6 protein-coding genes are annotated in these 12,387 nt (G+C 74.1%); 1 reads left to right on the top strand and 5 read right to left on the bottom strand.

The features are described 5' to 3' along the window. Nucleotide 1: 1 nt before the first annotated feature. The 5 genes from ACZ4TO_RS20575 to ACZ4TO_RS20555 all read right to left on the bottom strand — a co-directional run bounded on the left by ACZ4TO_RS20575 (nucleotide 2) and on the right by ACZ4TO_RS20555 (nucleotide 11,014). Nucleotides 2-1,906 (bottom strand): serine/threonine-protein kinase, encoded by a 1,905-nt coding sequence (locus tag ACZ4TO_RS20575; RefSeq protein ID WP_468024921.1) that lies wholly within the window; start codon nucleotides 1,904-1,906, stop codon nucleotides 2-4. Between the two features lie 177 nt (nucleotides 1,907-2,083). Further along, entirely contained in the window at nucleotides 2,084-3,739 is a 1,656-nt protein-coding gene (locus tag ACZ4TO_RS20570) for a serine/threonine-protein kinase (protein ID WP_468024920.1), read from the bottom strand. A gap of 107 nt (nucleotides 3,740-3,846) precedes the next feature. Beyond that, nucleotides 3,847-5,484 (bottom strand): serine/threonine-protein kinase, encoded by a 1,638-nt coding sequence (locus ACZ4TO_RS20565; protein ID WP_468025053.1) that lies wholly within the window; start codon nucleotides 5,482-5,484, stop codon nucleotides 3,847-3,849. A gap of 188 nt (nucleotides 5,485-5,672) precedes the next feature. Next, the gene (locus ACZ4TO_RS20560) at nucleotides 5,673-8,702 is read right to left on the bottom strand and encodes a protein kinase (protein WP_468024919.1); all 3,030 of its coding nucleotides are present in this window, start codon (nucleotides 8,700-8,702) and stop codon (nucleotides 5,673-5,675) included. A gap of 167 nt (nucleotides 8,703-8,869) precedes the next feature. Further along, complete coding sequence (locus tag ACZ4TO_RS20555) at nucleotides 8,870-11,014, bottom strand: serine/threonine-protein kinase (protein ID WP_468025052.1); 2,145 nt, start codon at nucleotides 11,012-11,014, stop codon at nucleotides 8,870-8,872. A 274-nt stretch (nucleotides 11,015-11,288) separates the two neighbouring features. On the opposite strand from ACZ4TO_RS20555, the gene ACZ4TO_RS20550 reads away from it, so the two are divergent. After that, the gene (locus tag ACZ4TO_RS20550) at nucleotides 11,289-12,365 is read left to right on the top strand and encodes a serine hydrolase domain-containing protein (RefSeq protein ID WP_468024918.1); all 1,077 of its coding nucleotides are present in this window, start codon (nucleotides 11,289-11,291) and stop codon (nucleotides 12,363-12,365) included. The last annotated feature ends 22 nt before the right edge of the window (nucleotides 12,366-12,387 follow it).

Genomic DNA, 12,387 nt, shown 5'->3' with positions numbered 1-12,387 from the left:
TTCACGGTTTGTCGACGTCCAGGTTCGCGATCGCCGCCTCGGCGACCTCGCGGCCTCGCGCGGTGAAGTCGCCGCCGCCCGGATAGCTGATCGTGAGCTTGTACATGTCCCCGGCCTTCGACTTGTAGTAGAAGAGCCGCACCTCGCGCGGGCGGGGGTTCTGGCTGTCGTCGGTCTTGTAGGTCACCGTGTTCTCGGCGGACTCCCGGCCCCGGTACGTCGCCCTCGCGTCCGGCTTCGTCCGCGGCCCCGCCGGCATGTTCAGCTCGTAGGCACCGCTCGCCTTGAACGCACCGTCGTCCGCGTACATCTCGGCCCGGGCGGAGTCCTTGATCACCTTGCTGGTGTCCTCGGACTTCAGGTCGAGTCTCAGCCCGATCCAGATGCTCCCGCTCCAGTCGGTGTACGTGACCCAGTGGGTCTTGTCCGTCTTCCGGTCCGGGGTCCCCTCCTGGTAGTCCGCGGGCACCGCCAGTGTCGCGGCGACGTCGGCCACGTGCCGCGTCTTCCAGCCGTCCGGCAGCGGACCGGCGAACGGGTCCGCGATCACCACGTACGCCGTCACCGCGGCCGCCGCGACCGCCGTGGCGACCGCCGCCGCGAGGCCGATCAGGGTCCTGCGGCCGATACGGACGCCCCCGCCGCCGGACGCCGGGGTGCCGTCGCCACCGGCGACGCCCTCCGTCCGGCTGACCTGCGTCGGGGCGAGGACGGGCGGCCGTGCGGCCTCCTCCAGGAGGCGCCGGACCTCGGCCGCCGCGGGACGGTGGGACGGTTCCTTGGCGAGCAGGCCGTTGATGGCCTCCGTGAGCGGGCCGCCCGCGGAGGCGGGCGCGGCCGGTGTCGCGTTGAGGACCGACTGGAGGGTGGCGGGCGTGTTGCTGCGCCGGAACGGCGAGACGCCCTCGGTGGCCGCGTAGAGCACCACGCCGAGCGACCAGAGGTCGGAGGCGGGACCCGGGCGCACGCCGAGGACCCGCTCCGGGGCGATGTACTCGGGTGAGCCGACGAAGCCGCCGGTGTCCGTCAGGTTGGTCTCGCCCTCGATGCTGGCGATGCCGAAGTCGGTGAGCACGACACGGTCGTGCGGGCCGAGGAGCACGTTGTCGGGCTTGACATCACGGTGCAGGACGCCCGCCACGTGCGCCGCCTCCAGGGCGCCGAGGACCTCCAGGCCGATGCGCGCGGTCTCTCGGCTGCCGAGGGTGCCCTCCCTGAGGGCGTCGCCGAGCGAACGGCCCCGCACCAGCTCCATGACGATCCAGGGCCGCCCGTCCACGACGGCGACGTCGTGGACGTTCACCACGGCGGGATGGTCGAGCCGGGCCGCCGCGCGGGCCTCGCGCCGCATCCGCTCGTACGCGGTGGCCCGTTCGCGCTCGGGAAGGTGGTCCGGGACGCGCGGTTCCTTGACGGCTACCTCGCGCTCCACGGTCTCGTCCCTGGCCCGCCACACCGTGCCCATGCCGCCGTGCCCCAGCTTGGCGAGCAGGCGATAGCGCCCGGCGATGAGCCGGCCGGCTCCCGGTTCGTCCGAGGGGCCCGGCGCGGTGTTCTCCGGCGGGCCCGCGACAGTCCGGGCGGGCGTGGCATACGGATTGCCCGGGTACGGCACGGCGACCGGGCCCTCCGCCCGCCGCTCCGGCACCGTGACGCCCGGCCTCGGGTCCGGCGCGGCGCGCCTGGGGTCCGGAACCCCGGCCGCCTGTGGCACGTCCGGTGCCGGGGCCGCGTGCGGCACGTCCGGTGCCGGGGCACCTTGGTGCGGGTGCGGTGCCGGGGCACCCTGGTGCGGGTCCGGGATCACGGCGCGCGGCTGCCCGCCCCGTACCGCCCGTCCAGGTGGTTGCAGACCGAAACTCGTCGGCTCGTCGCCCCGGTGAGGGACTCCCCCGTCGTCGCTCATGCCCTCATCTGTATCGCGGCGGACGCCCGGCCTTCCAGACCCTTCGCCCACCGGTCACAGACCCGTGACGCACCCCATCCCTTATCTCCCCTTTACGGGGTTACGCGTCACGGCGGTACGGGTGACCGGGCCACGCGTCACGGGGGTTGCGCGTCACACGGCGCGTCACCGGGCGCGTCACGAGGCCGCGAACGTGTCCACGGCCACGTCGAAGTACTCCTTCGCCTCCGTCACCCGGCCCACCGGCGCGGAGACCCAGACGTCGTACATCCGGCCGCCCTCCTCCCAGCACAGGTCGTAGGTGTGCCGCGGGCCCTCCGCCGTGGTGAAGCCGTTCCAGGTGAACTCCCAGAGGGCGGCGGTGTTTCCGTCGTGCACGGTCCGCGTGACCCTGCCGTCGCGGTAACCGGGGTTGCTCGAGGGGCCGTCGGCGTCCGCCCTGCGCATCACGCCGAGCGGACCGCCCGTCGCGGGATCGGCCACCTTGATGCCGATGCGGAAGGTGTCCCCCGACGACATGTAGAAGATCCGCTCGCCCTGCGGGTCGCGGGTGAACCCCTCGGGCACGGCGAGCGAGAAGCCGTTCGGATCCGAGGCGACGCGGTAGCCCGAGGGCGCGGTGCGGGCGGAGGCGGACGGAGTCCGGTGGCCGGTCACCGTGACGGTGGGGCCGGCGCCGGTGGGCGGGGCCGACGACGTGCCGGACGCCGAGGTCGCGCCGGAGGAGGTGCCCGGTGCGCTGGGCGTGCCCGGCGTGCTCGACGAGGCCGGTTTCCCGTCACCGCCCCCGCCCACCAGCAGCGCGGCCGCCGACACGCCCGCTCCGGCCATCGCGGCGACCAGCGCGGCGGCGACGAGGAGGCTGCGCGTGGACTGCCGGGGCGGCGGGTCGGAGACGGTGCCGCCGGAGGACGGCGACGGATCGGGCGCGGGTCTGCGCAGCGACACGTGGGGCACGTCCCGCCGCGTCGGCGTGTACGGGACCAGCAGCCGCGGCGTACGGCCCGTGTCCCGGTAGGCGCGCAGCATCCGCTCCGCCTCCGCCGCGTCGAGCCGCCGCTCCGGATCGCGCTCCAGCAGTCCTCGTACGACGGGCAGCAGCGGAGCGGCCTGGGCGGGGGGACGGATCTCGTCGACGACGACGGCGTGCAGGATGCCGCCGAGCGAGTCGCGGCGAAAGGGTGAGGCGCCGCTCAGCACGGCGCACAGCAGCACGCCGAGCGACCACAGGTCGGACTCGGGGCCGGTGCGCGCCCCGGCCATGCGTTCGGGCGCGGTGTATTCGGGCGAGCCGACGAACGCGCCGGTCTCGGTGAGCGTCGTCGCGCCCGCGACCTGGGCGATCCCGAAGTCGGTGAGGACGACGCGGTCGGTGCCCGCCTCGACGAGGACGTTGGCGGGCTTGAGGTCGCGGTGCAGGACGCCCGCGTCGTGCGCGCGGCGCAGCGCGCCGAGCAGGTCGACGCCGATGCGGGCGGCCTCGCGGGCGTCGACCGGCCCGTTCGCGGAGATCCGTTCGGCGAGCGAGCCGCCGTCGATCAGCTCCATGACGATGTACGGGCGTTCGTCGTCCTCGACGACGTCGTGGACGACGATGATGTGCGGGTGGTGGAGCTGGGCGACGGCCCGCGCCTCGCGCAGGGTGCGGTCACGCTGGAGCCGGGACTCCTCCGCCGAGAGCGAGTCGTCGAGGGCCAGTTCCTTCACGGCGACCCGCCGGCCGAGCAGTTGGTCGGTGGCCCGCCAGACGACGCCCATGCCGCCCCGGCCGATTCTGGTCTCCAGCCGATAACGCCCCGCGATCACACGGGCGTTCTCCCCCTCGGTCCCCATGGGTCTCATCATGCCCCACCGGACGGACCCCCTCCGTGGCACCGACCGGCCAAGTATGCCGCCGCCCCGGGACAGCCGACGGCACGCGCCCGGGCCCCGGGCGCGGATCAGCCCTCCTGGAAGCTCCGCAGGATCACGCCGAACTGCTTCTCGGTGGCGGTCCACTCGCCGGCGGGCGAGGACTCGTAGACGGCGTACTCGGTGCCGTCACTGTTCATGTACCCGACGTCGATCGCGTGGTAGGGGCCCGGGAAGTAGTGCGGCGGGTCCTTGGCCAGGGCGTCCCACGTGTACTCCCAGCGGGCGCCCGGCCGGTCCCGGAAGAGCTCCTCCTTGAGGAGCAGTTGGCTGTAGTTCCGCAGCCGACTCGAGAGGTTCTCGTCCAGGTCGCTCATGTGCTCGTACGAGGAGCTGAAGTCCGGATCGGTGTCGACGGCGACCCGTACGAGGTGCTTGCCCTGGTCGGGCGTGAAGTCGACCTGCTGGAGGCCGTCCTTGTCGATGGAGACGGAGCGCGTCCACCCCTTGGGCAGGGAGATGCTGAAGCCCACCGGGTCATCGCGCCGCTCCCAGCCCGCGGGGAGCGACCCCTGACCGCCCTTGTCGCTCGGCTTGGAACTCGGCTTGTCGCTCGGCTTGTCGTCGGCGCTTCCCGTCGACGACGCGGAGGCGGAGCCGCCGGGGCCGCCGCCCGTGCCGAAGTGCTGCAACGTGACCGCGACGCCCCCGCCGACGACCCCTGCCAGGGCCATGACCAGGGCGAACGTGCGCAGGCGGTGCCGCTTCGGCGGCGCGGGCACCTGCCCGATCGTCACCGGCCGGTACGGCGTGGTGGCGGCCGTGTGCGCGCGGGTACCGGTGCCGGTCCGCGTCTCCGTGGTGTCGTACGCGGGCCGCCCCGTCGGCGCGTGCGACGGCGCCCCTTCCGGCAGTCGTCCCTCCGCCGCCTCGGCGAGCATCTGCTCGACCTGCTCGGAGCCGGGCCGCTCGGCCGGATCCTTGCGCAGCAGCGCGGCGAGGACGGGCCCCAGCACTCCCGCGTTGACCGGTTCGGCGGGTTCCTCCTCGACGACGGCCTGCATGGTGCCGATGGGCGAGGTGCGGCGGAACGGCGACCGGCCCTCGACCGCCGTGTACAGCGTGGCGCCGAGCGCCCACAGGTCGGACGCCGGGCCCGGGTCGTGGCCGCGCACCCGCTCCGGGGCGAGGTAGTCGACGGAGCCGACGACCTCTCCGGTGCGGGTGATGGTGGTGTCGCCCTCGATCTGGGCGATGCCGAAGTCGGTGAGCAGCACCCGGTTGTCGCGGCCGAGCAGGACGTTGCCGGGCTTGATGTCGCGGTGCAGGACGCCCGCCGCGTGCGCGGCGCGCAGGGCCCGCAGGACCCACAGGCCGATGCGCGCGGCCTCGCGCGGCTCGATGCGGCCGCGCTCCTTCACCGCGTCGGCCAGCGACTCGCCCTCGACCAGCTCCATCACGATCCAGGGGCGGCCGTCGTGATCGAGGACGTCGTGCACGGTGACGACGGCGGAGTGGTTGATGCGCGCGGCGGCGCGGGCCTCGGCACGGGTGCGGGCCAGCAGGACGCTCTGCTCACTGTCGGAGACGTAGAGCGCGGCGGTCAGCTCCTTGACCGCGACGGCGCGGTGCAGCACCTCGTCGTGGGCGCGCCAAACACGGCCCATGCCACCGCTGCCGATGGATTCGACAAGCCGGTAGCGGCCCGCGAGGAGCAGGCCCTGCATCTGATTCACGTTTCCCCGCAATGGTCTTGACAGGGTCAGACTAAGGAGCGGTGCCCACCCTGGGAACAAGCGGGGTCGTACGGAGACCTCACTGTGACGGTTGTCCCATCCCTGTACGGAAGGGAACCGTTCGGTGTTCACCGGCCCCCGCCTGGCCAAACAGGGCGTGCGGTGGGCAAAAGGGTTGCTCAGTGGCCGACTTGGTACGTCGACGACGCCTGCTCGTACAGCCGCGAGACCTCGTCGCGTTCGGCGTCCGGGCCGCGGACCTGCACCACGTGGTAGTGCCCCGCGATCAGGATGGCGAGGTTGCGCACGTAGAGCGAGTGCCCCGCGGAGTCCTGCCAGGTGAACTGGCCCTCGGCCATCGCCTTGCCGCCCACGTCGATCCGCCGCATCCCGCTGGAGGTCGCCCAGGTCGAGTCCCGGAAGGGCTGCAACTCCTTCTCGCTCTCCCGCTGATACGTCATGGGGTCGCTGCCGTACGTGGCGGTGCCGTCCCGCCCGGGGACGACGATGAGCTCGAAGTCCCCCTGGGAGTAGACGATCTGGCCCCTGCCGTTCTTCGGCGAACGCGTCCAGCCGCTCGCCACGGCGATCCGGAATCCCTCGGGATCCTTGCGCAGGGTGAACCCGTCGGCGACACCGGGATCGGCGGTGGTGTGCGAGGAGGTCGAACTGGACTTCCCCGAGGGGCTCTTGTCGGGGTCGGGCGAGGTCTGGTCGGAGCCGGGGGCGTTGCTCGCGGTCGGATCGCCACCGGGCTGTGTGGCGGGGCCCGCCTGTCCGGCGGCGCCGGTCCGCCCGTCGTCGGTGCCGCTCCGGTCCGCCTTGGGCATGAAGACGACCGCGTACGTGACCGCGGCGGCCAGCAGGAGCAGGATCAGCAGGAGGAGGTTCCGGCCCAGCCGGCGCGGACCTGCGGCGTTCTCCTGCCTGGCCCGCTTGTGGCGGGCGTGCGCGCTGGTCGCGGGCAGCCCGGCACGGCGCCTGCGGACGAGTTCGCCCCGGCGCCGTACGATCGGCAGCCGACTCGGGTCGGCCGGCGGTACGGACACGACGTGCGCCCCGGCCTCGGGCTCCGGCGCGGAGCGCACCAGCGACCGCAGCCAGCCGCGCAGTTCCTCGAAGTCGAGCCGTTCGGTGGGGTCCTGGCGCAGCAGCGACTCGACGACGGGCCGCAGCGGCCCGCACTCCTCGGCGAAGGCGGGCGGTTCCGCGCACACCAACTGGACCAGTTCGGCGGTGTTCTCCTCCGGGTAGGGGGCGTGCCCCTGCACGGCGCGGAAGAGCAGTGCGCCGAGCGCCCACAGGTCGGTCGCCGGTCCGATCGGAGCCGCCAACTGCCAGTTCTCGTGCACCGGTCCGGCCTGCTCGGGCGCCCAGCGTTCGGTGACCGGCCCGACGACGGCCATCCGCGCCTGCCGGGCCCGCTCGGCCGCGAGCGCGGTGGCGGGCCCCCGGCGCGGCGGGGCCCCGGCGACCAGGTCGCCCCAGCCCCCGCCGGGCCTGCCGGAGGGGTGCGGGGCGGGAGCGAGTCCCTGCGGAGCACCGGGCGCCCGCGTGTGGTCGGGGGCCGGGGAGACGCCGGGCACACGGGCGTGCCCCGTGCCGGTGAAGCCGCCGGGCGGTACGGGCACTTGGCCGCCGCCGGACGCCGGGAAGCCGCCGGTGGACCGGCCGTCGTCCGGGGTCCGCCCGCCGCCGAGGGGCCCTCCGGGGGCCGGGACGCCGGGACGGCCGCCCTGTCCCGTGCCGTAGGGGGCCTGTCCGGGCGCGAGCGCGGAACGGCCGTACGCCGTGTCACCCCCGGCCGGCCCCGCGCCGGGGCGTGCCTGGACTCCGTACCTCCCGGTGCCGCCGACGCCGTACGGGTCGGCTATCTGCCCCGGCGGCACCCCGTGCGCCGACGAACCACCGGCCTGGCCGGGAAGCCGCGGCGGGGTGCCGGCCTGGGACCCGGACGGGTGCGTAGAGGTGCTGTACCGGCCGTCCTGGCCGGGAAGGTGCGGCGTGGGGGCCTGGGCCTGCGGGGAGGCGTCGTAGCGGCCGTTCTGGCCGGTCCGGTCGCCGGGGGCTGAAGGACGCGGGGACGGAAGGGCGAGCGGGTCGCCCCGGCGCTCTCCCTGTACGCGGGCGGCGGCACGCGCTCCGGCGCGGTACGCGGCGATGGCCCCGGCACGCGCGGCACGGATGTCGTCCTCGCCGCCCTCGGCCTGCCCGCCGGTCTCCGGTCCGCCGTCCGGACCGGCGCCTCCCGCCGGACGGCCCGGTCCCGCCGGACCGCCGGCTTCGAGGGCACGCGGTCCCCGGCCGGCCACGGGCGCACCGGGGACCGGGCTGCCCGGAACCGGCGTTCCCTGCTCGGCGCGGGCCTCGATCGCGGCCCGCCGGGCCGCTTCGGCGTCGGCGCCACTCGTGGCCGCGACGGCGACACCGCGCGGGGCACCGCCGAATCCGGCACCGGCGACGGGCCCCCGCCCGCCCGCGGCGCCCTGCCCGCCTCCCGGGCCGCCCTGGGGAACTCCCGGCCCGGCCGGACCGGCGTCACCGGGCTGCCCGGCGCCCGGGAAGGCTCCGTGACCGGCCGTCAGGTCGTCCTCCGGCGCGGGCACCGGGTCGTACCCGCACAGCGCCTCTTCGGCGGCCCCGGCCGCCAGCCCGGTGAGGAGGACGCGGCCGTCGTCGCAGACGAGCACCGTACGCACGGTGATGTTCCGGTGCACCCAGCCGTGCGCGTGCAGGACCCGCAGCGCGGTGAGGACGTCGGCGGCGACCTCCGCGGCGCGGTAGGGGCTGAGCGGCTTCTCGGCGAGCAGCGCGGCCAGCGGCCTCGCGGGCACCAGCTCGCTGACGATCCACAGCGAGCCGCCCTCGGCGAACACGTCGAAGACCTGGTCGAGCCGGGGGTGGTCGGGGATGCGGGCGGCCGCCTGCGCCGCGTCGATCGCGCGCAGGACCGCCGGTTCGGTGGGCCGCCGGGTGGAGCGGGCCGACGCCCGCCGCACGCCGCCGTCCCGGGCCACGAACCCGTCGGGCAGCCCGTCCGCGTCGAGCACCTCGGCCTCGACGACCTCCGGCAACGGCACCTGCCGTACCAGGACTTCCTGCCCGCTGTAGGTGTCGAAGGCCCGGCTCTCGGCGAGTTCGTACTCGTCGGACGGCGGCAGGGGCAGGCGGTAGCGGTCGGCGAGTACCCGTCCCGCGTAGTCGTCCACGATGCTCCCCCAGCCGACCGGTTGGTCAATTCCGTTCGCCGTGCGTCCCGTTGTGGCTTCGTTCGGTCCGCAACCACTCACGATACGTGCCCGAGGCAACCCGCAGAGCGGTGATGCGAGATCTCGGGCATCGCTCGTAGCGGAACGTCACCGTTGCGAGCGGTACGTCACGACTTCGGCTGGAAGGTCGCGGCCAGCGTGGCCCACGTGCTCTTGCGCAGCGCGCCGTCCCACGCGGCGTCCTTGGCCGTGTACATGAGCGCGTAGCCCTGGTGCGCGTTCACCACGAAACCCCGGTCGATCGAGTGGAACTTCGTGCCGCCGTCCACGTAGGTGAACTCCCAGTCGGCCGTGTTCCAACTGCGGTAGCTCACGCTCTCTATGTGGATCTTCTTGTACTGGGAGCGCACCATGTAGCGCTCCTGGTTCTCCCAGTCCGCGACCGGGTCGTCCTTGGGCGTCGACGTCCAGCCGACGAGGAGCTTCTGCCCGTCGGGGCCGGTGAACCGGGCTCCCGCGGCGTCCTGGGACTCGTACTTCCATCCCTTCGGCAGCCCGATCGAGAAGCCCTGCCCGCTCTTGTACGTCGTCACGGCGGTGGAACCCGAACCCGATTCCTTGCCGTCGCCGCCCGAGCCGTTCGAGCCGTCCGCGTCGCCGGTGCTCGTGCCCGTCCCCGTGTCCGAGGAGGCGTCGTCCGAGCCGGAGCCGGACTTGTCGCCGCTGTCGGTGTGGGCGGCGTCGTCCTTGCTCTTGTCGCCGCCCTTGCTCTTGCTGTCGTCGCCGTTCTTCCCGCTGCCGGCGGCCGCTCCGCTGGAGGCGGTCGCCTTGGCGCCGCCACCGCCCTTGGCGCCGTTGTCGTCGCCTCCGCCGAGCGTGATGGCCAGCACGGTGCCGACCACGACCAGCGCCACGACGACCGCGAGGATCACCAGCGTCCGCAGCGGCACGACATCGGTGAGTGAGGCCTTGGGCGCCGGACGCGCCGGGCGCTCGGGCGCCACCGGCCACCCGGATCCCGAACCGCCGCGCCTGCCGCCCGCGGTGGTGGAGGCGGAGTTCCCCGCCTTGCCGTCGGAACCGCCCGTCCCTCCCGGCACGGACGCGTTCACGGCGGTGGCCGCCACGGAGGTGCCGCCGGTCTGGCCGGCCTCCGCTCCGGACCCCGAACCCGCCTGCGGGGAGGCCGTCTTGGCGGCCCCGGCCGCCTGCGCGGTGTCCGGGCTGCCGGCCGCCTTGGCACGGGCCGTCGCCGCCGACGTGGCCGCCGCCGTGGCGGCACCGGCCGCGGTCGCGGCCTTGCGCACCGAACGCAGGGCCCCGCGCAGCCGCTCCGAGGGCTCCTCGCCCTTCTTGGCACCGGCCGAGCCGCCCCGCCGACCCGGTTCGTCCGGCAGCGGCGGCATGGCCACGACCTTCGTCGCGTCCGGCGGCTCCGGCACGTTCCGCTCGGGGTCGGGCGCGCGCAGCACCTCGTTGAGCATGGCCCGGGCGCCCGCGTCGTCGAGCCGCTGCTCGGGATCCTTGGCGAGCAGGCCGTAGATCACCTTCTCCAGCGGGCCCGCGTTCTTGGGCTGTTCGACCGGCTCGGTCATGACCGCGGTGAGCGTCGCGATCGCGGAGCCCTTGTCGTACGGCGGCACGCCCTCGACCGACGCGTACAGCAGACCGCCCAGCGACCACAGGTCGGCCGCGGGTCCGGGCTTGTGGCCGCGCGCCCGCTCCGGCGAGATGTACGAGGGCGCGCCGACGAGCATGCCGGTCGAGGTGATGGACGGGTCGCCCTCCACCTGGGCGATGCCGAAGTCGGTGAGCACGACCCGGCCGTCGTCGCCGGAGATCAGCACGTTCGACGGCTTCACGTCGCGGTGCAGGATGCCCTCGCGGTGCGCCGCCTGGAGCACGTCGAGGATCGCGAGCCCCACCTCGGCCGCGCGCCTCGGCGTGAGCAGCCCGTCCTCACGGATGGCCTCGGCGAGGGACTTGCCCTCGATGAGTTCCATGACGATCCAGGGCCGGTTGTCCTCGTCGACCACGTCGAAGACCGTCACCGCGCCGCTGTTGCGGATCCGCGCGATGGCCTTGGCCTCCCGCAGCGTGCGCGTGATCAGCCGGCGCTTCTCGTCCTCGTCGATGGCCGAGGGGAACCGCAGTTCCTTCACGGCGACCGTTCGGCCCAGGGTCTCGTCCTCGGCGCGCCACACGGTGCCCATGCCGCCGCGGCCGAGAACATCCCCCAGCCGGTACCGCCCGGCGAGGAGACGTTCGCTCTTGTCCTGACGGGATGCTCCCGCCCGCTCCGCCTCCGACATGCGTCCCCTCATGCAACCCGCCCTGACAGAGCCTCCATTGTCCCCCACCCGACAAGTGCCCAGCGCCCTGGGGGCCCCTGGAACCGCAACAGCTCGGCCACTGAGACGCCCGGACCCCGTCGGCGGCTCGCCCGCGACGGCGCCCCGCAGCGCACGAGTGCCCCGCAACCACGGCCTTACGGGTCCGCAGCGCCCGTTTCCCGGACCGGCCCCCGCGCCGGCCGCGAACACAGCGACATGCCTCATGATGGCCGCGACAAGGAAGGACCCCGCGATGCCAGCGCCCCGGACACCTCGGACACTTGTGGCCATACCCCTGTCCCTGGCGCTGCTCGTCGCGGTCGGGGCCGACCTGCCGGGGCAGACTCCGGCCGCCGCGCGAACGGCTGTCACCCGGGCCTCGGACGCCGCGCTGGCCCGCCTGGTGACCCGTGGCGGCGCCCCCGCCGCCGCTCTGCTCGCCGACGACGTGACCGGTTCACGTTTCGCGAGCGACGGAAACGGAATTGCCCGCTCCGACCATTTCCGTGCCGGAAGCATCACCAAGTCGTTCATCGCGACGGTCGTCCTGCAACTCGCCGCCGAGCAACGGCTGTCCCTGTCCGACTCCGTCGAGGAGCATCTGCCCGGCCTGGTGCGCGGCGCGGGCAACGACGGCCGCCGCATCACCCTGCGCGCCCTGCTCCGGCACACCAGCGGCCTCTACGACTTCACCGCGACGACCCGGGGCGCCGTCCCCGTGACCGCTCCTCAGGCCTTGCGCATCGCACTCACCCATCCCCCGGCCGACCCCGGCCGCTTCGCCTACTCGAACACGAACTATGTGGTGCTCGGCATGATCGTCGAGCAGGTCACCGGACACTCGTACGCCACCGAGGCCGAGCGGCGCATCATCAACCCCCTTCACCTGACCGGCACTTCGTTTCCCGGCCACCGTGTGTCGCTTCCCGCGCCGCACGGCCGCGCCTACGCCGCCGACGGCTCCGACGTCACCGAACTCGACCCGCGCGTGGCCGGCGCGGCGGGTGAGCTCGTGAGCACGCTGGCCGATCTGAACCGCTTCTACGCGGCCCTGCTCGACGGCACGCTGCTGCCCTCGCACTGGCTGCGCGAGATGCTCGACACCCGCGCCGCACATGGCTCGTACGGCATGGGCCTGTTCCCGGTGAAGCTGCCGTGCGGGACCACGGTGTGGGGACACAACGGCCGGATCTCCGGCAGCTACGTGCGCAGCGCGGCCACCGCCGACGGCCGCCGCGTCCTCACCTTCCGGGTGAACACGGACGGGGTCACGGACCCGGCACTCGAACCGGCCCTGCTCGCCGCCGAGTTCTGTCCCCGCACCTCGTAGAACGGCCGGGCCGCGAACAGAG

The sequence above is a fragment of the Streptomyces sp. NPDC028298 genome (assembly GCF_055565895.1).
The sequence above is the reverse complement of the archived record's forward strand: the minus strand, read 5'-3'. Positions and strand labels throughout refer to the sequence as shown.

Coding starts and splice junctions, on each gene's coding strand:
- ACZ4TO_RS20575 (WP_468024921.1), bottom strand. CDS start 1,906: ATGAGCGACGACGGGGGAGTCCCTCACCGGGGCGACGAGCCGACGAGT.
- ACZ4TO_RS20570 (WP_468024920.1), bottom strand. CDS start 3,739: ATGGGGACCGAGGGGGAGAACGCCCGTGTGATCGCGGGGCGTTATCGG.
- ACZ4TO_RS20565 (WP_468025053.1), bottom strand. CDS start 5,484: ATGCAGGGCCTGCTCCTCGCGGGCCGCTACCGGCTTGTCGAATCCATC.
- ACZ4TO_RS20555 (WP_468025052.1), bottom strand. CDS start 11,014: ATGTCGGAGGCGGAGCGGGCGGGAGCATCCCGTCAGGACAAGAGCGAA.
- ACZ4TO_RS20550 (WP_468024918.1), top strand. CDS start 11,289: ATGCCAGCGCCCCGGACACCTCGGACACTTGTGGCCATACCCCTGTCC.